General features: G+C 60.7%; 11 protein-coding genes. 9 read left to right on the top strand and 2 right to left on the bottom strand.

The features are described from left to right. Window positions 1–21: 21 nt before the first annotated feature. The 4 genes from BUC24_RS26760 to BUC24_RS23920 all read left to right on the top strand — a co-directional run bounded on the left by BUC24_RS26760 (window position 22) and on the right by BUC24_RS23920 (window position 16,946). Window positions 22–14,970, top strand: a complete 14,949-nt coding sequence (locus BUC24_RS26760) for a two-partner secretion domain-containing protein (RefSeq protein WP_073222820.1) — start codon at window positions 22–24, stop codon at window positions 14,968–14,970. Beyond that, entirely contained in the window at window positions 14,967–15,479 is a 513-nt protein-coding gene (locus BUC24_RS27035) for a hypothetical protein (RefSeq protein WP_073222821.1), read from the top strand. The genes BUC24_RS26760 and BUC24_RS27035 overlap by 4 nt, the downstream gene beginning before the upstream one ends. A gap of 67 nt (window positions 15,480–15,546) precedes the next feature. Next, a complete protein-coding gene (locus BUC24_RS23915; protein WP_073222823.1) occupies window positions 15,547–15,954 on the top strand; it encodes a hypothetical protein in 408 nt (135 codons plus the stop codon). Between the two features lie 632 nt (window positions 15,955–16,586). Further along, window positions 16,587–16,946 (top strand): hypothetical protein, encoded by a 360-nt coding sequence (locus tag BUC24_RS23920; protein ID WP_073222825.1) that lies wholly within the window; start codon window positions 16,587–16,589, stop codon window positions 16,944–16,946. 729 nt (window positions 16,947–17,675) lie between these two features. On the opposite strand, the gene BUC24_RS23925 is transcribed toward BUC24_RS23920, so the two are convergent. Next, window positions 17,676–18,512, bottom strand: a complete 837-nt coding sequence (locus BUC24_RS23925) for a transposase (protein ID WP_073222827.1) — start codon at window positions 18,510–18,512, stop codon at window positions 17,676–17,678. Window positions 18,513–18,667: 155 nt separating this feature from the next. Between BUC24_RS23925 and BUC24_RS26765 the strand changes: the two genes are divergently transcribed. From BUC24_RS26765 to BUC24_RS23940, 5 genes are all read left to right on the top strand, one after another. Continuing rightward, window positions 18,668–19,237: a hypothetical protein gene (locus BUC24_RS26765; protein ID WP_143167641.1), complete on the top strand. Its 570-nt coding sequence runs from the start codon at window positions 18,668–18,670 to the stop codon at window positions 19,235–19,237. A gap of 20 nt (window positions 19,238–19,257) precedes the next feature. Continuing rightward, entirely contained in the window at window positions 19,258–19,629 is a 372-nt protein-coding gene (locus BUC24_RS23930) for a hypothetical protein (protein ID WP_073222829.1), read from the top strand. A 212-nt stretch (window positions 19,630–19,841) separates the two neighbouring features. Next, a complete protein-coding gene (locus tag BUC24_RS26770) occupies window positions 19,842–20,264 on the top strand; it encodes a hypothetical protein (protein WP_143167642.1) in 423 nt (140 codons plus the stop codon). 149 nt (window positions 20,265–20,413) lie between these two features. Beyond that, complete coding sequence (locus BUC24_RS23935) at window positions 20,414–21,280, top strand: Imm49 family immunity protein (protein WP_073222831.1); 867 nt, start codon at window positions 20,414–20,416, stop codon at window positions 21,278–21,280. Window positions 21,281–21,335: 55 nt separating this feature from the next. Then, entirely contained in the window at window positions 21,336–21,677 is a 342-nt protein-coding gene (locus BUC24_RS23940; protein WP_073222832.1) for a hypothetical protein, read from the top strand. A 155-nt stretch (window positions 21,678–21,832) separates the two neighbouring features. On the opposite strand, the gene BUC24_RS23945 is transcribed toward BUC24_RS23940, so the two are convergent. After that, window positions 21,833–23,290, bottom strand: a complete 1,458-nt coding sequence (locus BUC24_RS23945) for a cytochrome P450 (RefSeq protein ID WP_073222834.1) — start codon at window positions 23,288–23,290, stop codon at window positions 21,833–21,835. Window positions 23,291–23,326: the final 36 nt, after the last annotated feature.

Genomic DNA, 23,326 nt, shown 5'->3' on the forward strand with positions numbered 1-23,326 from the left:
AATACAAATAGAAGCCTTACCATGAACAAGCACCTGTACCGCATCATCTTCAACGAACGCCGTGGGCAAATGATGGTTGTCGCCGAAAACGCCGATTCGCCCGGCAAGGCAGCCAGCGGTGACGGTGCGGCAACAGGTCCGTTCGATGCGGGGCCCGGCAGCGTGTTGACGGCGGCATTGCGGCCCTTGTGCGCTGCGGTGATGGCCGCGCTGGGACTGTCGATGCTGGTGGCCGCGCCTGCGCAGGCGCAGATCAAAGCCGATCCGCGCGCGCCGGGCAACCAGCGCGCGACTGTCCTCACCACGGCCAACGGCACGGCGCTGGTGAATATCCAGACCCCGAGCGCTGCCGGCGTATCGCGCAATACTTACACGCAGTTCGACGTGACAGCGCAGGGCGCGGTTCTCAACAACAGCCGCACCGATAGTCCTACCCAGATCGGCGGCTGGGTGCAGGGCAATCCCTGGCTCGCCGGCGGCGCGGCCAGGGTGATCCTCAACGAAGTCAACTCCGCCAACCCGAGCCAGCTGCGCGGCTATCTGGAAGTGGCAGGCCAGCGCGCCGAAGTCATCATCGCCAATGCGGCCGGCGTGCAGATTGATGGCGGTGGCTTCATCAACGCCAGCCGGGTGACCATCACCACGGGCCAGGCCCAGATGAACAATGGCGCCCTCGATGGTTTCCTGGTGCAGGGCGGTACAGTGTCGGTCAACGGGCTCGGTCTGGACGCAAGCCAGACCGACTTCACCACCATTCTCACGCGGGCTTTGCAGCTCAATGCGGGTATCTGGGCAAAAGACCTGCGCGTTGTCACAGGCGCCAACCAGTTCGATGCCGCTGGCGCGGCAGGGCAGGGCGGGAACATCTTGCCCGTGGCGCCTGTTGGCAATGCGAACGGCGTGGCGCTCGACGTCGCGCACCTGGGCGGCATGTACGCTGGGAAGATCACGCTGATCGGTACCGAGGCCGGTTTCGGCGTGCGCAACGCTGGCGCCATGTCGGCTACCGCCGGTCCGCTGGTGCTGAACGCAAATGGCTGGATCAGCAACAGCGGCAGCATCTATTCTGCTGCCGATACCGCAGTTACCAGCCATGGCGACATTACCGGCGCCGGCCTGATCGCAGCGCAAAACAATGCGGCAATCCTGGCCCAAGGCCCTGGCGCGCACATCGATGCCGCTGCCGGTTCGGCCTTTGTGGCCGGCATGAACGCTGACGGCTCGCTGCGCAACAGCGGTGCGCTGACGATGTCCGCGACCGACGCGATGGCGCTGCACGGAACGGTCGCTGCGGCCGGCCAGGCCGATATCAACGCAACCCAGTTCGATCTGACGGGTTCGCGCATTTCGGGCGCGCAGTTGTCGATCAATGCCAGCGCGGGCAGCATTGACGCCGGCCGCGCCAGCATCAGCTCACAGGGCGCGCTCGCGCTCGGTGCCGCCGGCGATCTGCGTACCGACGGTGCCCAGGTCACGGCCGACAGTCTCAAGGTCAGTGCCGCTAACCTGTCCAACGTGGGTGGCCGGATTGCCCAATTCGGCAATGGCGACCTGACGCTGGCGCTGCCCGGCACGCTCGATAACACGGGCGGCCAGATCGCCAGCAACAGCAACAATCTGGCGTTGCGCGCGACCACCCTGCTTAATGCGGCTGGCCTGATTGAACACGCAGGCAGCGGTGCACTGACGATGGACGCGAGCACGGTCAGCGCTCAACAAGGCGCGATTCGCGCGAACGGCAGCCTGGCCATCAACGCCGCTGATATCGATCATCGGGGCGCCAGCATCATCGCTCAGGATGTCACGATCGCATCGAACACGCTGGACAACCGTGCCGGCGCCATTGAGAGCAAGGGAGCTGCCAGCATCCGCACGGGCACCCTGAACAACGCAGCCGGCGCTGTGATTGGGCACGCCGGACTTGCCGTCGACAGCGGCAATGTCGACAACGGCGGCGGCAGCATGGTCGCCAACGGCGGCGATCTGCGCCTGCATGCCGCAAACTTCGACAACACCGCCGGCACCGTGTACGCGGGCGGCAATCTGGACTTAAGCGCAGCGAACGTGAGCAACACGGGCGTCATCGCGGCCGGCGCCAATGCCAGCATCAGCGCCACCCGCCTTGACAGCAGCGCCACAGGCTTGCTTGGCGCCGGCATCCGCGCCGACGGCGCAATGGCGCAATCCGGTAGTCTGCGGGTCACGACCACGCAGTCGCTGGCAGCGCACGGCCAGAACCTGGCCGCAGGCAGCGCAGTCCTTGCAGGCACCTCGGTCGATGTAAGTGGCAGCCAGACCGGCGCGACCGATGTTGCGTTGCGCGCCAGCGTGGACAACGTCAACACCAGCGGCGCCGTCGTGTCGGCGACCGGCGCGCTGTCGGTCAGCACCAGCCAGACGCTGATGAATGCTGGTGGCAAGCTCAGTGGCGGCCAGCTGGACCTTCACGCCACCAGTGTGGACAACGCCAATGGCACCCTGATGCAAACGGGCGCTGGCGATACGGCGATCAAGCTGACCGGTGCACTGGACAATAGCGGCGGCACCATCGCGGCCGCTCACGCGCTGACCGTGTCGGCGCCAACTCTGAACAACACACGCGGCCTGATTCAGGCCGGCGACGGCGCACTGACCCTCAATACGGACAGTCTGGTCAATGCGCAGGGCACGCTCAGCACCGGCGCCAGCATGGCACTCGGCAGCAGTGGCGACTTGCATAACGACGGCGTGCTGTATGCAGGCCAGGACCAGTCGATCACAGTCGGTGGTACTTTCAGTAATACCGGTTCCGTGGCCGCCAAAGGCGATGTCACGATCACCGCAGCCAGTGTCCATAGCAGCGCCGGCAGCCTGATTGGCGCCGGCTTGCGTGCAGACGGCAGCATGGGCCAGTCTGGCAAGCTGACTGTGACCGCAAGCGGCGCACTGCATGCCAATGGCAGCAACCTGGCAGCTGGCGACGCAGCATTGCAAGGCGCGAGCGTCGACCTGAGCGACAGCCAGACCAGCGCCGCCAATATCGCGCTGACGGCGACCAACGGTGCCGTCAGCACGGCGCGCGCGGTCATCGGCACGCAAGGCACGCTGAGCGTCGCCGCGACGGCGCTGGATAACCAGGCCGGCGTCCTCAATGCCGGGCAGCTGAAGCTCAATACCGGCAGCCTGAATAACAGTCACGGCACCCTCATCCAGAGTGGCAGCGGCAATACCGCGATTGCGACCAACGGCGCGATTGACAACACGGCTGGCCGCATCGCAGTCAACAGCAGCAACCTGACGCTGCAGGCCGCAAGCCTGGTCAATAGCGATGGCCGGATCGAACACGCCGGCAGCGGCACGCTGGCAATCGACAGTGCGACCTTGACTGGCCAGCGCGGCCAGATCATCAGCAACGGCAACCTGGCGATCACCGCCAACAGCATCGACCACCGTGATGCACTGACCGGCGCTCAGCATATTTCGATTACGGCGGCCAGCCTGGATAACCGCAACGGCCAGCTCTCGCAGCTTGGCCTGGGTCAGGCCAGCATCAACGTCAACAGCATCGACAACCGCACCGGTACCATCGAAAGCAATGGCGGCGCTACCATTGCGGCTAGCACAATCGACAACCGCGGCGGGCGCATCGCCGCCGGTGGCGACGCGGTGATCGCCGCCAGCTCGGCACTCGACAACAGTGCCGGCACAATCGAAGCGGGCAAGCACCTGAATGTCAGCGGCGGGGCACTCGACAACACAGGCGGCAGCGTTCAGGCATACGCTGGCAATGCCGCGCTGGCCGTGGCTGATCTGACCAACACAGGCGGCAGTATCTATGCCGGCGCCAATCTGGACGCGACGGCGGCCAACATTACCAGCACCGGCGTGATCGCCGCGCATGGTGATACCACCATCAGCGCCACCAGCATCAACGCCAGCGCGGCAAGTCTGATCGGCGCCGGCATCAATACCAACGGCAGCTACGCACAATCAGGTGCGCTGACTGTCACCACAACGCAATCGCTGGCAGCGCACGGCCAGAATCTGGCGGCCGGGAGTGCCAGTTTGAATGGCGCCTCAGTCAACCTTGACGGCAGCTTGACCAGCGCCGCAAACGTCACCCTGAACGCGGGCGCGGGCAATGTCAGCACCCGCGGCGCGACCGTTTCGACGGCAGGCGCGTTGACGGTCAACGCCAGTGCGCAGTTGCTCAATCAGGCCGGCACACTCAGCGCCGGCCAGCTTGCAGTGCACGTGACTGGACTGGACAACGCCGGCGGCACGATCATTCAAACAGCTGGCGGCGACACCACTGTCAATATGGCTGGCACGCTCGATAATACGGCTGGCCGTATTGCGGTCAACAGCGCCAACCTGACGCTGGGCGCGGGTACGCTTGTCAACACTGACGGCGTTATCGAACACGCCGGCAGCGCAAGCCTGGCGATCAACGCCGGCACCCTGAACGACCAGCGCGGCACCATCATCGGCAACGGCAGCGTGAATATCACTGCCGCTGCCTTCAACCACGATGCTGGCACCACCTTCGGCAAAAATCTCACGGTTCAGGCGGCAAGCCTGAGTAACCGCGCCGGCCACGTGAACAGCGCGGGCGCGATGAATGTGAACGTCACCGGTCAGCTCGACAACCGCACTGGCGACATCTCCGGCAATGGTGTAGTGTCCGTCAACGCGGGCGCACTCGATAACAATCATGGCGCGATCACATCGGCCCAGTCCCTGAACGTGGGCAGCCTCGGTGCGCTCGACAACAGCGACGGCATCATCACGGCCGCGCATACTGTGGCCGTGTCGGCCCAGGCGCTCGACAACACACGCGGCACCCTGCAGGCTGGCGAGGGCGCGCTGTCGGTCAGCGCAGCAAGTCTGAACAACACGGATGGCGCCCTCAATGCCGGCACCGATCTGACGCTTGCCACCAGCGCTGACCTGATCAACAACAGTGTCATCTACGCGGGCCGCGATCAGGCATTGAATATCGGCGGCACCCTGAATAACACCGGGTCGGTGGCGGCACAGCGCGACCTGACGATCAACGCGGGCGCTGTCATGAGCAGCCCTTCCGGTTTGCTGGGGGCAGGCGTAAAAGCAGATGGCAGCCTGGCGCAGGCGGGCAATCTGACCGTGAATGCCGTCAACGCGCTGCAGGCCACCGGCCGCAACGTCGCTGCCGGTAACGCTGCCCTGAGCGGTGGTTCGGTCAATCTGAACGGCAGCCAGACCGGCGCCACCAACATCGCACTCACCGCCACCAATGGCAATGTCAACACCGCGCAGGCGCAGATTGGCACGCCGGGCGCGCTCAGCGTGAATGCCCTGGCCGGCACCCTGAACAATCAGCAGGGCAAGCTGAGCGCTAATCAGCTCGCGCTGAATGTGGCCAACCTGAACAACGACCACGGCAGTGTGGTCCAGAGCGGCAACGGCGACACCAGCATTTCCATGGGCGGCACGCTGGACAACACCGCCGGCCGCATCGCCGTCAACAGCAGCAATCTGAGCCTGAACGCAGGCACCCTGATCAACACTGATGGCACGCTTGAACACGCCGGCAGCGGCGAACTGGCTATCAGCGCCGGCACCTTGTCGGGCCAACGTGGTCAGATCACGGCGAACAAGGCATTAAGCGTTAACGCCGGCAATATCGACCATCGCGATGCCGTCAGCGTGGCGCAGCAGATCAGCATCGCCAGCACCAATCTGGACAACCGCAATGGCCAGATCGCCCAACTGGGTAGCGGTACTGCCAGCGTCTCCGCCAGTGGCACGCTGAACAACAGCGCGGGCGATATCGCCGCCAATGGCGCCGTGCTGGTGTCCGGTGGCACGCTGAACAATACCGGCGGCCACATCGCCGCAGCCGGTAATACAGGTATTCATGCCAGCGTCGCGCTTGACAATACGAACGGTTTTATTGGTGCGGGCGCACAGTTGGACGTGTCGGGTGGCAATGTCGATAATGCCGGCGGCAATCTGCAAGCCCTGGGCGGCAACGCCACTTTGAACATCGGTAATCTGAGCAATGCGGCAGGCAGCATCTACGCCGCGGGCAATCTGGTTACCAGCGCGGCGAATGTGAACAACAGCGGCAATCTGTACGCCGCGGGCGCGCAAAACCTGACGGCAAGTGGCGCGCTGGTCAACAGCGGCCTGATCGCTGCACATGGCGACACCACCATCCACGCCGCCAGCGTGAACAGCAGCAGCACCAGCTTGTTGGCTGCCGGCATGAACCTGGACGGCAGCATGGCGCAGACCGGCCATCTGACAGTCAGCGCCACGTCGGGTCTGGCTGCCCACGGTCAGAACCTGGCACCTGACAGCGTGACCCTGCATGGCGCCTCGGTCGATGTCAGCGGCAGCCAGGTCAGCGCGGCAACGATCGGTCTGAACGCGACTGCCGGCAACCTCATCACCTCCGATGCCGTGGTCGCCACCACCGGCAGCCTGAACCTGAGCGCCAGCGGCACACTCATCAATCAGCGTGGCAATCTGAGCGCTAATACCCTGGTCGCGCAACTCGGGGCCCTGGACAATACCCAGGGCCTGATCGTGCAAACCGGCAGCGGCGATATTGACCTGAGCATGGGCGGCACCCTGAACAACACGGCCGGTCGGATCGCCGTCAACAGTGCCAACCTGACCCTGGGCGCTGGCACGCTGGTCAATACCGACGGCAAGATTGACCATGCTGGCACCGGCACGCTGGCCATCAACGCGGGCAGCGTCAGCGGCGCGCGCGGCCAGATCACGGGCAATGGCAATCTGACTATCACGGCCGGCAATATCGACCACCGTGATGCCAGCACCATCGCAAAGAACATCACCATCTCCGCAGCCAGCCTGGACAACCGACAGGGCGAGATTACCCAGTTGGGCACGGGCGCGACCAGCATGACCACCAGCGGCGCGCTGGACAACCGCGGCGGCGCCATCGCCAGCAACGGCAACACCAGCATCAGCACAGGTAGCCTGAATAATCAGGGCGGCGTCGTGCAAGCTGCCGGGGCTGCAGCACTGAGCATTGGCGCATCCGGCACGCTCGACAACAGCAACGCAGGTTTGATCGCAGGCGGCGGTAACACGACCCTGCTGGGTGGCACAGTCCTGAACCAGTCCGGCGAAGTTACGGCCGGCGGCACGCTGGGCGTCACCGCACTACAGGGCATGAACAACAGCAAGGGTGTTCTTGTGGCCAATGCCGACGTCGCACTGGTCGCGGGCGCGCTTGATAATACCGCTGGCAAGCTGGCCTCGGTTCACGGCAATATCAGCGCCACCACCAGCGGCGCAACGGTCAACGACAGCGGCCTGATCCAGGCCGCTGGCAACGTCGCGCTACGTAATGGGGGCCTGAGCAACAAACAGGCGGCCGGCAATGCGGCAGCCGGCACCATCGTTGCCACCAATGTCAGCATCGACAGCAATGGTCAGGCACTCGACAACCGCGTCGGTACGATTGCCGCCTCCCAGCTGCTGGATGTGCGCAGCGGCGCACTGAACAATGATGCCGGCCTGCTGCAGGGCGGTACCGGACTGTTGCTTAACACGGGCAGCGCGGCGCTGAGCAACAGCAATGGGGCCTCGCACCCGGGCGTCGCCGGCGGCATTGTCAGTGGCGGCACGGCGGCCTTGAATCTGGGCAGCTGGAATAACAGCGCAGGTTTCTTTGGCGCCAGCGGTGCGGTGACGGGAACCACCGGTCAGATCAGCAACAACCAGGGCGGCCAGATTGTTGGCGAAACCAGCATCGAGTTGAACATTGGCGGCCTGAATAACCAGGGCGGTCAGATCCAGGCGCTGGGCGACCTGGCACTGCGCGCGGGCGCGGGCACGATCGACAACCGTCAGAGCCTGATCCGCTCCGGCGCTACCCTGACCGTAAGCGCAGGCACGATCGACAACAGCAATACCAACGGCGCCAACCAGGGCCTGGAAGCGAAGGACGTGGTCCTGAGCGCAGCGAACTTGAGCAACATTGCGGGTGCGGTCCGTGCCGACAATAACACGAGCTTCACGGGCAATGGCAGCCTGGACAATACCCAGGGTCTGATCAGTGCCGGCAACACGCTGAGCATCAACGACGCCAGCGTCAGCCGCACCCTGAACCTGAGCAATACCGCTGGCACCATGATCGCCGGCCAGAACACGACTATTCGTGCGGGCAGCTTTGGCGGCGAGGGTAGTACCCTGTCGCTGGGCAATCTGACGCTCGACCTTGCCGGCAGTCTGGTGCTGGGCGGCGCTGGTCAGATCAGCGCCAACGGCAACACCACCCTGATCCTTGGCGGTAACCTGACCAACATCGGCAAGGTGCAGACCGGTGGCACGCTGGCAATCACCGCGCAGAACATCACCAACATGGCCAGCGGCGACATCAGCGCCTACGCTACCCGTCTGACGGCGTATGGCGAAGTGAGCAACCGCGGTGTGATCGATGGCGTGATCACCCAGGTCAACGCTGGTAGCGTGTACAACATCGGCAGCGGCAGGATATATGGCGACCATGTCAGCATCGGTGCGGGCGCGCTGGTCAACGACTTTGAAGGCGGCGCCGCCGGCACCATCGCCGCGCGCGGCAGGCTCGACATTGGCGCGCAATCGATCGTCAACAATGAACATGCGCTGATACTCAGCGGCGGCGACATGGCCATCGGCGGCGCCCTGGACGGCAACGGCTACGCCACTGGCCGCGCGGCTTCGGTCACCAACGTCAGCGCCACGATTGAAGCGCTCGGCAACCTGAGCATGAACACATCCCAGCTGGCGAACCTGAACGCGCACTTCAGCACGCAGATGAGCGCGCCGGTGTCGTCCGGCTCCTTTGTCGAGTTCGAAGGCAAGGGCAGCGGCATCCGTTACGCGCAGGGAACGCCAGGCGTGTACACCTACGACGACCAGTCGCTGCACCTGCACACGCCGGAGAACAATTACGAAGAGTGGAATCGCTACGATATCACTCGTACCACCCGGCAGACCGAGGTGGTCAGTTCCGACCCGGGCCGCATCGTTTCCGGTGGCGCGCTGAGCATCAGCGCCGACAGCATTCTCAACCGCGACAGCCACATTCTGGCAGGCGGTACCCTGAGCATCGCCGGCGCACTGAACAATGAATCGACCACTGGCCAGCTGATCACCAGGGACCAGGGCACGGTCACGGCCAACTGGCGCGTGCACCACAAGGGCAATGACTCGTCCGGCAACAGCACCACCGGATACGCGCCGCCGGAGCAGATCCAGACCATTTCGCTGGGCACAGCCCGCCTTGAAAGTGGCGTGGGCGGCACCAGCAATGGCGGCAGCGTGCCTGGCGCGGTCGGCGCAAACAGCGTCAACGGCAGCGCCAGCGCAGCCGGTGCCGCGGGCGCCACGGCCAAGCAGGCAGCCATCATCAAAGTCAGCACCAGTGTCGGCGCGGTTGACAGTGCCAGCGGCCAGACGGCAGCTGGGGCGCAGGGTACGGGCGGACGGAGCAGCACCGACCGCACGGGCGGCGCAGGCCAGCACGGCCAGATCGACGGCGCCGTTGGCGCCCAGGCTGGCGCCAACGGCGGCGCTGCCGGCCCTGGCGCGGTCGCCGCGATGGCATTGCAACTTGCCGGCAACGGTGTTGCGAATCAGCAGGCGGACAATGCGGCAGGCGCGGCAGTGCCGCAAGGCGCGAATCACGGCGCCATTGTTTCGGCAGTCATCCGTGCCGTGGCAGGCAGCCAAGCCAATGCGGCGGCAGCGTCCGCAGGCCCTGGCAAGGCAGATATCGCGGTGGCCAGCAACAGCGGCGCCACGGTGCCGCCGGTTGCCAAGGTCGGCCGCATGGCCCAGGTTGCCTTGAGCAATCCATCCGGCGGCGCCCAGATTGTGCGCACCGCTACCCCAACCACGCGCATCCCGGATGCCAGCCTGTTCAGGATTAACCGCTCGAATACGGCCAGCTACCTGATCGAAACCGATCCGCGCTTCGCCAATTACCGCACCTGGCTCGGTTCAGACTACATGCTGAGCCAGATCGAGCTGGATCCGAACGTGACCCAGAAACGCCTGGGCGATGGCTATTACGAGCAGACCCTGATCCGCGAACAGGTTGCGCAGCTGACCGGCCGCCGCTTCCTGGGCGACTACACCAGCGACGACACCGAATACCGCGCCCTGATGGATGCCGGCGTGGCATACGCCAAGACCTGGAACTTGCGTCCCGGCGTGGCCCTCTCCGACGCCCAGATGGCGGTGCTGAGCAGCGACATTGTCTGGCTGGTGGAAAAGGACGTCACCCTGGCCGACGGCTCCGTGCAGAAAGCGCTGGTGCCGCAAGTCTACGTGCGTGTGCGTGACGGCGACATCGATGGCAGCGGCGCATTGCTGTCGGGTAAAGATGTCGACCTCCAGATCACGGGCGACCTGGTCAACAGCGGCACCATCGCCGGCCGCGACGTGGTGCGTCTGACGGCCGACAATGTGCAGAACCTGGGCGGGCGCATCCATGGCGACGCGGTCTCGGTGGCAGCCAAGAACGACCTCAACAACATCGGCGGCACGATCTCCGCCAACAGCCTGCTGGTAGCCACGGCGGGCCGCGACATCAATATCGAAACCACCACCCGCAGTGCCAGCAGCGCAGTGGGCGGCAACAGCTTCAGCCGCACCACGACCGACCGCGTGGCCGGTCTGTACGTGACGGGCGAAGGTGCGACCGGCACTGGTACCTTGGTGGCGACGGCTGGCCGCGACATCAAGCTGACGGCAGGCCAGATCAGCAATGCCGCCAAGGATGGCGACACTGTTCTGGACGCAGGCCGCAATATCGAGCTCGGTACCGTGCTGAACGCCAGCGCGAACAATTTGAACTGGGATGCCAAGAACTACCAAAAGGATGGCAGCACGAGCGAAGTCGGCAGCCAGATTAATGGCGCGGGAAATATAGCGCTCAAGGCAGGCACGGACATCAGCCTGCGCGCTGCCAATGTGCAAGCTGGGGGCGCACTGGCGGCCCAGGCTGGAGGCGACATCAACGTCGTGGCCGGCGTCGCTACGGCCAGCCTGGCTTATGCGAGTCAACACACGGACACGGGCTTCCTGAAGAAAAAGACGGTCACGACCACCGGCAGCAGTGACAGTACATCAGCGCTGGGCAGCAGCTTGGGCGGCGCCACTGTGGGACTGATGGCCGGACATGACCTGTCGGTGGTGGGATCATCCGTGATCGGCGACGGCGCCACGACTCTGGCAGCCGGCAACAATGTGACGATCGCGGCCGCGACCGAGACCTATACGTCGGCTTCGCACGTTGAGGTGAAGAAGAGCGGCATTTCGAGCGCCGGCTTTAGCGTGAGCTACGGCACCCGGACCAATACGGTCGACCAGACAGCGGACGGCGTCACCCAGAGCGGGCAGGCGCGCAGCACGGTCGGTTCGGTGGCGGGCGATGTAGGCATCACGGCCGGCAACGCTATTAAGGTCAGCGGCGCCGATCTGGGTGCGGGCCATGATCTGGCGCTCACGGGCGCCAGCGTCACCGTCGATGCCGGCCTTGACAAGGGGACCGGATCGGCTACCACCAAGACCACTCAGGATGGCCTGACGCTGGCTTTAAGCAGCAGCGTGATCACAGCTGTGGAGGCGGTCAAGACGCTGAAGGAAGCGCAGAAGGCCAAGGATGGCCGTGTCAGCGCAATGGCGGCAGCATCGGCGGCAATGGCGGTGGCCAATGCGGCTGCCGCGGTAGGCGAGGCTGCCAATGGTCCCGTCGCGCGACTGAGTCTGACCGTGGGCCACTCGGAAAGCGAAACGACGCAGACGACAGCCACCAGTACCAACAGCGGCAGCGTGCTTTCGGCCGGCAACGATATCCACATCAGCGCCAGCGGAGCGGGCAAAGACAGCAATGTCATGATCGCCGGCAGCGAGCTGAACGCCAAGAACGATATCGTGCTCAAGGCCGACAACCAAGTCAACCTGGTTGCCGCGCAAGACCTTGAAAGCCAGCACAGCAAGAGCAAGAGCATGAGCGCGGCGGCCGGTATCGCCGTCGAATTCGGCAAGGGCGGCGCTTCGTTCGGCGTCACCGGCAGCCTGTCGGGAAGCCGTGGGCATGAAGATGGTGAAGGCACGACGCAACTAAACAGCCGTGTCACGGCAGGCGAGAAGGTATCGATCGTCAGCGGCGGCGACACCAACATCCGCGGCGCTGTCGTTAGCGGCGCCCAGGTGGTGGCCGACGTCAAAGGCAATCTGAACCTGGAGAGCTTGCAGGACACCGCCACCTTCGATGGCAAGAACCAGAGTGCCAGTATCTCGGGAACTTATGGCTTTGGCGCGAGTGTCAACGGCAGTTTCAGCCAGACCAGCATCAAGAGTGACTACGCGAGCGTGCAAGAGCAAACGGCGATCCGCGCGGGCGACAAGGGCTTCCAGCTCACGGTGTCTGGCAATACGGAGCTGAAAGGCGCCGCCATTTCGAGCACCGCGGCGGGCGCCGAGCACAGCAGCCTGGACACGGGGACCCTGACCAGCAGCGACATCGCCAACCATTCGACGATGAAGGCGAGCAGCATCGGCCTGGCGGGCAGCATGTCGTCAGGCGGCAGCGGCAAGCAGGAGGGCGGCAAGGACGCCGGGCCGGCCGGCTCCAATCTGATCAATTCCGGCAAGGACGGTAGCCAGGCGAGCCTGTCGGGTGCGGCGGCGATCAGTGAAAAGGACGCGAGCGTCACCAGAAGTGGCGTTGGCGCGGGGGCGATCGTGATCCGTGACAATGCCGGTCAAATGGCGGCCAGCGGAAAGGACGCGGACGCGACCATCTCCGGGACTAACCGCAATGTAGTGACGGGACAGGACACGGGCGGTGCTCTTGCGAACAACTTCGATCGTCAGGCAGTGCAGACGACGCTCGAGGTGACGGTGTCGTTTGGTGCGGCTGCGGCCAAGGCGGTCGGCGATTATGCGAGCAAGCAGTTGATGGAGGCATACACACTGAGGCAGGCGGCGTCGGACGAGGCCGATCCGAAGAAGGCGGCGGAAATGCTGGAGCGCAGCGCCCAGCTGGAAGCGAACTGGAAGGAGGACGGGACAGCCAGGGTTGCCCTGCACACTTTGGTAGGCGGTATCGCCGGCGGCACCAGCGGTGCTCTGGGCGCGGGAACGACAGCCGTGGCCTTACCCGCGATAGCGGAAAAAATCGACCAGCTCGATGCACCGGCCGGACTGAAGAAGGCGCTGACGCTGGCCGCAGGCGCGACAATCGGTGCTACGGCGGGCGGAAATGTCGGCGCTGCGACAGCAGCCAATGAGGTGGCGAACAACCGGCAGTTGCATCCGAACGAAGTGAAATGGATTGCCGACAACGCAAAATATTTTGCTCAGCAACTCAATGGTGGCAAGTCTCCAACGCAAGCGCAGGTGGCAGAAGCGGAGAAGATTCTTGCCCAGCAGGCCTACCACGACGTGCAGAATGGGGCGCCGGCTCTGAGCGATACCAATCTGGCGATCACAGCCCATGCGTTCCTGCGAAACGCGCATGGGATGTTGCCAGAGACAGGCTACATGTTCCAGGCGACAGCCGATCAAAAGGCGAATAGCGCCATGTACTCCCAGTATGCGGCGCAGACGGCTGCGTTCTATCAGAAAAACGGATTGGCGGTGCCGACGGCGAAGCAGGTTGAGGCAGGTAACGCCAAGGATGCTGCCGACCGGGAAAAAGTCAAGTCGCGGACGAAGGTGGCAGCGGTGAGTGCAGCAGCCATCGCGACCGCGCCCGCAGCCGTCGCCGGCGGTACAGTTCTTGTGACGGAGTGTCTGGTAAACGTCGTACTGTGCGTAAACAAGGCCGGCATTATCATCGCAGACGCAATGGCAGAAGTGCCGCACGGTATTGGTATTGTCGGCGGGGCAGGGGCAGCCGGGACGAAGGCGGCGCTCAATGCGGAGATCTCCGCAGAGGTAAAGGTTGCTTCCAGTGTGGCTGGTGAGGGCGGTGCGGGCCGGGCCACGCAAAAAATTGGCAGTTTGATGTTCAGCGAAGATGCTGCATTGGCCTCTGTCGGCGCGAAAGCGGCTGGACAGGATGCCAAAGCGGCGAAGGTCGCCGATGACGCCCTGGCCGTATGCACAAACGGGAGTTGTTTCGTCGCCGGTACGTTGATTCAAACTGCATCCGGGCTGCAAGCGATCGAAACTTTCCGTGGGGGCGAGCTGGTCTTGTCGCGCCATGAAGAGACGGGCGAGATTGGTTATCGCCCGGTAGTGGCGACCAAGCAAACACATGATCAAGAATTGTATGAAGTTGTTGTGCGTAACGCGCAAGGCGCCACCGAAATCCTGCATACCACGGCAGAGCATCCGTTTTGGGTTACCGGTAAGGGGTGGTTGAAGGCTGCACTGTTGGAAGGCGGGCACGAGTTGGTGAGCCGCGACAATGACGTTGCGTTGAATGTGGTGAGCAAGCGCGCGGTCGGCGAAACCGCGACCGTTTATAACATTCAGGTTCATGAACATAGCACTTATCACGTTGGTAAACTCGGCGTGTGGGTGCACAATGCTGATTGTTGTGTACTTGGGGCCGAAGGTGGTGCGGCCATCGCCGAGGCTGGAACGGCAGCTACCGGCCGTATTCAATCTCGAATCAATGTTGCAAATGGCCGTACAGCTACAACGCCACTACGTGACAGCGGAAGTCCAGTCTCTGCAGGATTCGACCATGTTCTTGAGGGACATTTCGGGATGCCGATTTCCAACTCGCGTTCTGTCTTCAGCATTACACCTGCTGAATTGAAAAACATTTTACAGAGCGAGAGAGTGGTCAACTCCCCGGTAATAGCGCTTGGTGACGGTCAGTTCGTTCGTACCGTTGATGTTGGACGTGTGATTGGCCTGACAACCGTTAAAGAAGGCGGGGCCGCGACCTCGGTATTAAAAGTATTTACTGATAGGGCGGGAAATCTTATTACGACTTTCCCGGTAAAAGGAGGAAAACGATGAGCAAACTCACGCGTAGCCAGTGGGCGGAATTTCAGAATACTATGGCCGAGATGGACGACGATTCATCGCCGCGCGAAATCTTGAATGTAATATTGGGTTGGCTTAGAAAAAATTCTGAGATATTTTCGGATGAGCCGTTTTCAATTTTTGGAATTAATAGATTTCTCGAACTTCGCGAAGAAAATTGTCCAGTTGAATCTTCTCCAATGCATGGCGTTGAATTTGCGAATTTTAGGAAGATAATAAAAAAATACGGCTGCGATGATATCGAAAATATTGCAAGATATCTCAGAGATACATTGGAAACTCTAGTCGTAATGGAGGCTGATAGGCAATGCCCTAGATGTGAGCGTTGGGGCATGGGTATATATACGAATAGCGAAGATGGAAGGATGGCATTTGAGTGTCGGCAGTGCGGCTATGGGGTCTATACCGATGGCTCTAGAGTTGGAGCTAATGAACTTACTTTCGCTTCTACGGAGGGTTTGCGCGGTATCGATCTGCTTTAAGAGCAGCGAGGAGCAGGGTCAGTCCCGGCGAGGAGCAGGGTCAGTCCCAGCAAACTGCCATTTCGTAATGCACCTGCATGCGCTGGGGAAAACCTACGAAGAGTGGAATCGCTGCGACATCAGCCGCACCACCCGGCAGACCGAGGTCGTCAGTTCCGCCCCGGGCCGCATCGTCTCCGGCGGCGCGCTGAGCATCAGCGCCGACAACATTCTCAACCGCGACAGCCACATTCTGGCAGGCGGCACCCTGAGCATCGCCGCCGGCGTTCTGAACAATGAATCGACCACCGGCCAGCTGATGACCAGGACCAGGGCACGGTCACGGCCAACTGGCTTGTGCACCACAAAGGCAGCGACTCGTCCGGCAACTGCACCATCGGCTATACGCCGCCTGAGCAGATTCAGACCATTTTCGCTTGGCGCAAGGGGCCACGGGGGGCAATCGCGGCAACCCGACATTTCGCAGCAAGCATAGCGGCTCAGTCAGCCGTGCAATTTGTCGGCGGAAACTGAGTGTGAACGCTTAGCTATGGCCGGCGAGAAAGTAAATTTTCGACGTGTAGCCGGCATCCAAAAGAGTGCGAATTGTCGGCTTGCCGGGACCGACCCGCTGCGGACCCCCATTGGGTGAGAGCAACCAGCCACGCGGCGTCAGTCGCCAGCCACGCGGGGTCAGTCGCGGCAACCCGACACTTAGCGGGCCACGCGGGGTCAGTCGCCACGCGGGGTCCCACGCGGGGTCAGTCGCGGCAACCCGACACTTAGCGGGCCACGCGGGGTCAGTCGCCACGCGGGGTCAGTCGCGCCACGCGGGGTCAGTCGCGGCAACCCGACACTTAGCGGCCACGCGAGGTCAGTCGCGGCAACCCGACACTCGCCGCAAGCATAGCGGCTCAGTCACCCGCGCAATTTGTCGGCGGAAACCGAGTGTGAACGCGTAGCTATGGCCCGCGAGAAAGCAAATTTTCGACGAGTAGGCGGTATGCAAAGGAGTGCGGCTTGTCGGCTTGCCGGGACTGACCCCGCCGCGCGCTTCGCTTTCAAGACCAGTTTCACTGGCGAAGTTGTAGTTCCACGGAGCGCGCTTAAACCAATCAAAAAGAGTCCATGATGAAATTGAATATTGAAATCCTTAAAAATCTGGCGACAGACCAACTCCTCGAGCAAGAAAACATCCCTTGTTTTTGCAGAGTAGCCCAAGAATTTGAGATTATTTTTCAAGACCCGTTTCCTGAAGTCGTTGGTGTGGTTTCTGATTGGGACAGGCGCGAATTGGAGAAACGAGCGCCAGCGGGTGGAGGAGGAAAATATACGCACTACACAAATGGTATGGTTACTTTAAAGGAAATTGGAATAAATCAATATGAAATAAAAAATCTTTCGCTTTTCAATCGAATATCTGGATGGAGCTCAATAATCGAGAACGGAATTTATGCGGCGCCGAAAGATTTTTGGGACGAAGAATAGAGGAGATACCCGGTAAAATTTGATCCAATTTTTGTTGAACAGACCCTTGCAACTTGCGGTAAGACTTTGGCAGATTTCCCAGATCATTAGTGGGAAACGCAACAATGCGGAATCCCATAGGTGCCTGAAAACTGGCTTCCGGTCGGTTTAACCTATTCCCGCAAGCGTCAGTATGCTGGCCAGACGTTGGCGTTTTGAAGACTTTGAGCACCTCGAATAACCGGTGATTGCGGCGCTTTTCGTGAGCGCCGAGTGCCGGCCATGCGGCAGTTCGAGGCCGCGAGCTGATTCGGTAACCGCGGTAAGCTCGGCGCTGCGGAGTGGCATAGTTTTCGCGCAGCGGCGCGAGCAGGGTCAGTCCCGGCAACCTGTCATTTGGGGGAGCAGGGCCAGTCCCGGGGGGGAGCAGGGTCAGTCCCGGCAACCTGTCATTTGGTAGCAGGGGGGCGCAGGGTCAGTCCCGGCAACCTGTGGGGGGAGCAGGGTCAGTCCCGGCAACCTGAAGTAGGAGCGGGGTCAGTCCCGGTAGGAGCGGGGTCAGTCCCGGCAACCTGTCATTTGGTAATGGGAGTACGGTGAATCTCGGTAACGGGAGCGAGCCAGGGCCGAGCAGGAGCGGGGTCAGTCCCGGCAACCTGTCATTTGGTAATGGGAGTACGGTGAATCTCGGTAACGGGAGCGAGCCAGGGCCGAGCACCCGCTATTGGCGCCGCGTGCGCACTGAGGCGACTACCGTTCGCGTTGTCTGATGGCGCGGCTGACAGTTCGTGCCGATACGCCGAAGTGGTCGGCAATCTGTTCCATTGTGTATGCAGTTGAATGATATGCCGTCGCCATTGCATCGCCCCGATTTGCGGTTGCGTCCTGATATTCCGTCAATGTGAGTACGGCAGCGCGGCGCTGCATCCTTGCGGTATCGCGGCTCACACGTGCGTCGACAAATGGTTGAAGGCTTGTAACGAATTCGTCGTCACCAAGGATAAGCTGGTGGCGGATTGCTTTCCAAGGGCTATCTGCAAAGATTCCTATGCTGACGAAGTTTTTGTATTCTTCAATTGCGACTTCCGGATCTTTATTGAATTGCCGCAGGAGCCACTCGGTGTCGAGCCATGTCGGTACTTGATCGCGTTGAAGGAAAAAGCGATGGCTGCTCCATTTCCAATCGTTGGCAGTGCTGGCCATGCCTGCGCGTACCGGATTGAGAACGATGTAGCGCGTCAGTGTCATTAAGTAGCGTTCCCGTTGTACCAAAATCGCCTTGTACCGTCCTTGTAGCAGGTGACCGACAAGACGATGCCGGCGGTTAAACGCCTGTGTGTACAAACCGTTGAGCTGCCGCATCCCTTGCGATAAGTTTCCGTCGACCGTTTCGACCAGCAAATGATAGTGGTTCGTCATCTGGCAGTAAGCGTGCACGATGAAATTGAAACGTTTGCACACCAATCCAAGGATTGTCAGCCAAGCGGCACGGTCGTCGTCATCGCGATAGATTGCCTCGCAGTGGTCACCGCGTGATGTCACATGATAGAGAGCGCCAGCGTATTCCAGGCGGAGTGGACGGGTCATCAAAGGACGGTACCGCCCGGCACGATCCCTACGCTGATGTTGCGCAGAAGTGCGGCAGTTCGAGCGTCGACGGGATACTTGTCGGGTTGCCGCGACTGACCCTGCATGGCGCGACTGACCCTGCATGGCGGACAAATGCAGCTGCGGGAACTGCCTTGGCCAATCCGGCGCATGGCCCTGGTGGGGTGAACCAGTTATTTATTCCTAACTATGAGAATGCGCTGACGCCGCTTTATTCCATACCGTTTGAGAAGCCGAGTACACCAAGTGCCCCGGGCACGACTGGTAGCGAAGGGGCGACACCGGCGGCGGCATTGACGACCTCTGGGGCAAATAGTTCAAATGCTTCTGCTGCACCTCCTACCGCGCCAGTCTTCAATCCGGCAGGCGCTGCACGTGCTGAGAAATTCGCTGATTTCCAACAGAAGGTTTCCGCACGCGATACGATTGCAAATATCGCCGGTGACAATCCAGTGATTACATACACGGAGTCTGGGAAGACTATATATGCGAATCCCACCACTGGAAAACAAGTTGTATACGACAATGCTGGCAAGTATTTCCGGGTCGAAGATACAACTGTCAGCGGTCCGCTTAGGTATACTGATCAATTCGGAAATCCAATACCAAACAATGTACCACTGATAAAAAAGTCAGGAACATCACAAACCGGCGTTCCTGCTGATGTTAGGAAAGCATTGACACATTTTACTGATGGGGATTAAGAGTGCATCCTTCATATTTTATGATTTTAGACTCGCCCGAAGAACAATCACAGAGCGAGTTGACGCTCTCCGCTGAAGCATCGGAGTGGCTTTTTTACGTTAAATTTTGGGATGGGATAAACGAAAAGTATCAAACAGACTTTGCTCAATACGAGGAAGAGAGTCTGGCAGCTGATATTGTTGAGGAAACGTCCAATTCCTTGGCGAGCATGAAAGCGTCTCTCCTCAATGAGGATGGGCAAGTAGTAAGTTTTCGCTATGGGTGGAACCAGAACAAAGAGGAGTTAATTTGTCGTGTTAATAGCCAAATCATTGCTGATGAGATTGAAAGGCTAATTGTGCTCCTTAATAGGGCTGCACATAATAACCTCGATGTTTACTGCCAATTGTAGTTGGGGGTATGGTTCAGACCTGGCCGATGACCTCGAAAAACTGCAAGCGTATCTGCGGACTTTGTCCGATCATTTTCGAGAAAGCGGCGAATTGATTGCTTGGGGTGTGGCCGCTGAAGCATTTGTTATAAGTCGGCGTAACGCCGACACCGTTACCCATGGTAGCCCCAGCAGGTAAGCGATCGGTTGGTGAGTTTTACAAAGGAAAAAGAATGTCAATACCATTGAATTTGCAGAGCGGTGAAATCTACGTCGACTCAGCTCTGACTCTCAGGAACAATATAACTCCAGAAGAACTCGTGGCCATGGGAGTGAAATTTAATCGAGAAATCGACATGAAAACGGGATGGATCCTTCGAACAATGGGACCGTGCTCGGTTTTTTTGCGTGCGGCTAATTTTTCGCTGGCATTCTTGGGCGAGAATTTAAAGCGTGCAAGTTTTGCCTTTGCTGATCCGGCCAACAAGAATTTGAATGAACTGTATAACTTGCATAATCAGGTGCTTTTCAATGCTCTTGGTGAGCCGCATAGCCAACTCAACCATATGGTTAGTTATAGTTATCCGTGGGGAGCAATCGTGTCGGAATTGGACCCACGTAGCGATTCCTGCAACGTAACAATATCGTGGAAGTAGCGTAACTTGGTGCCGGTGCGGTGCCTGATTATCGAAAGAGGCCGGTTGCCATTGGCCACAGCGGCCACAGCAATGACTACTCAGGTGTCCAGTCCCGCCCGGTCATAAACACGTTCATAAGACGTGCGACATGTCGAAAGAGACTGGCCATGGCAATCGAAGATGTCGAAGTGAGTCGTTCACGTGGCATTGCCAAGCTGTTTGATAATCTCAAGTCTGATTATCAGGGTGCGATCGACTATTTGAACAGCGGTAGCGGCAGCAGGCGCGGATGCTTGAATATCGTTACATCCTATGCCGAGACAAAGTGCCTGCTGGCGTGGTTTGCCGATGGTGATCTTCAAGCCCACAAGCAGTGGGCTTATGTCGCCGCCAAGCTAGGTCGAATGATCTACCAGACCACGCCGGCGGAGTGGTATCCCGCATACAGCCACCTGTATGCTTTGCTCAGTGATCATCCTGACATCGTGAATTGGTACCGGCAGCATACCGTTTCGTACTTTGTGGCAGGCGAAGCGGATGACCGTGACAACCCCAAGATGGCGGCGTTCCACGGATATCAGACACTGCTTGCATTGAATGGGAAATGGGATTTGCTTGCGCAGCGTTCCGAGCAAATCCTGGGCATGAACGTCACAAAAGACAAACGGTTTCTCATTGATCACCGGTTTTACCTGGCACTGGCCAAAGGTGATCAAGCCGAAATGGAATCGGTGTTGCGCACGCTTACCAGCCCCACAATCGCCCGGGTGCGCAACTTCGAGCATGCATTTGCATTTACAGAAAATTTGATCGCCACCCACGCCACCGTTTTCGCCAAGATTGCGTGGCGTCACGGCTTCGAAGTCGAACTCGATACGCCCTGGGTGCCAAGGGAGTGGCTGCCGATCCTGCCGCTCGAACGTTATGATGACCCTTGGGACTTCATGAAGACCTTTGATTTATATCTGCCTTTCGAAGAGGGCTGGGCTGATTGGTCGCCGGTGCCCGGGGATCGGGCGTTGGTCCTGCCGTGACCTGGCCAGGTTCCCGCTCTTCGCCGACTGTTTTGCCTTCAGCAACGCGCTCGTCATGTATTTTTTCTTTAGCGCGCATTTGTTTCGCGCCCATGCCACAATCTGTGCCAAGATTGCCTGTCGCGCCATGGTGACGAAACGGTTTTTCAAGCAGCTCAGTGAAAGCGAGGTTGATATGGATGTGAAGAGGACCCCTGCCGCAGTTGAGGAATTTTTGTTCAGCAGAGGCCAGAGTCTGGACGATTATTTCGTCAAGCAAACGCCTGTTGCCGAGACGATTTGCTATCGAAACGCGGAAGGCGAGGTTGTTGACCTCGCCATTGCCGACGCTGAATTTGCGGAGGTAGTCAGTTCGCGGATAAAGGAGCTGGGTGTCGAGATAATCCGTTCGCAATAGCTGCCTTACAGGCCCGCGAGGAGATGTCGAGATGCTTTGTTACGACAGTCGTCTCGTTGTTGACATGTTTTCCGATTTCTTCGGGCGGCATAAATACCGCAGTTTTTGCGTTAGTGCGGCGCGGATTGCCAGGTCGCGCTGCTCACGCCCGAGCCTCAGCGCACCCGCACCCGCATCCGCAAGCCCACCGGCGTCATGGTGAGCGCCATGTTCTCGCGCGGCGCCTTGCCATCCGGCGTTTCCAGGCTCACGATATCGAAGCGCCCCAGTAAAGTCGCCATTGCCATCTTCATCTCCAGCAGCGCCAGATAGCGCCCTGGGCATATGCGCGGGCCGCCGCCAAAAGGCATCGAAATGCGCTTGGCGGAAGTGGCGTTCAGCGCCGGATTATTTTCATCCATCCAGCGCTCCGGGGAAAACGCTGCGGCGTTGCGCACATGGTCTTCGCTTACCGAGTCGTGCCGCATGACGGAAATGATCATCGTCCCTGCGGGCACGTGCACATCGCCGACCTGGCTGTCGCGCTGGGTATGAAAGCCGATGTGCGGGGCCACCGGTTTCAGTCGCATTGTCTCGTGCGCACAGGCTTCCACATAATCGAGCTGCGCCATGTGCTCGATGGTCAGCTCGCGCGCGTCGCCGCATACGGCGCGTACCTCGGCCACTGCCTTGGCCATGGCGTCCGGATTGGCCCACAGCAGGTGGATCATCCATGCCAGCGTGTTGGCGGTGGTGTCCTCGCCGGCCAGCAGCATGGTCAGCACATTGCCGGCCACCTGGCTGTCGTCGATGCCGCTGTCGGGCTGGTCGGCCGCGGCGATCATCGCTTCCAGCAGATTGCCTGGGTCGGTGCGCAAATGCGGCTGCTCCGCCATGCGCGTGCGGGCCTGCGCCACGAAGCCATCGACGGCGGCCATTACTTCCTTGATGCTGGCGGCCAGCTCCCGGTCTGCGCGTGAAGGCAGCCAGCGCCACACAGGGAAGGGCGCGAACATGCGCTTGAACAGGGCGGGGAAGATCTTGTCCAGATGACGCTGGATGATGTCGCCATCGGATTCAAGCGTGTTGACCTTGGCGCCAAAGGCCAGGCCGGCGATCGTGTCGACCGTAAAGCGCATCAGGTCGGCCTGCAGGTCGATGGCCTTGTGCGCCTCGGCCGCCTTGGTCCAGCGTCCGGCCAGGCATTGCGCGACATTTTTCAGGGCCGGGAAGTAGCGCTTCACGTGGCCCGGATCGAAGCCGGCCATGACCATGCGGCGCTGGCGCTTCCAGGCTTCGCCATTGGAGCCGAACACGCCGTTCGGCAAACCCATCTCCTGCCACATTTCAGTAAGCCGCTGCGAGCGGCCAAAACCCTCGGGCCGGTCGCGCAGCAGCACGCCAATGGCAACGTGGTCGGCCACCACCATGATGCGGCGTGGACCAAGGCGCAGCTGATAGTAGGGGCCGAACTCACGCGCCCAGGCTTCGAGCTGACGATGCATTTCGTTGGATTTGATCTGCAGTGCATTGCCAAAAATCGGCATGCGTTTCGGCCCGGGCAGGGCGTCGACGGTGTGCAGTGACGATGCCGCCGTGTTTGCGGCTGGCGACTCGAGTACCTCTGGTCCCATGCTGTTCTCCTGTGCTGACACAAGTGCGAGCGTTGA

This window comes from Massilia sp. CF038 (assembly GCF_900129765.1).
In the GTDB taxonomy this organism is placed as follows: domain Bacteria; phylum Pseudomonadota; class Gammaproteobacteria; order Burkholderiales; family Burkholderiaceae_D; genus Telluria_A.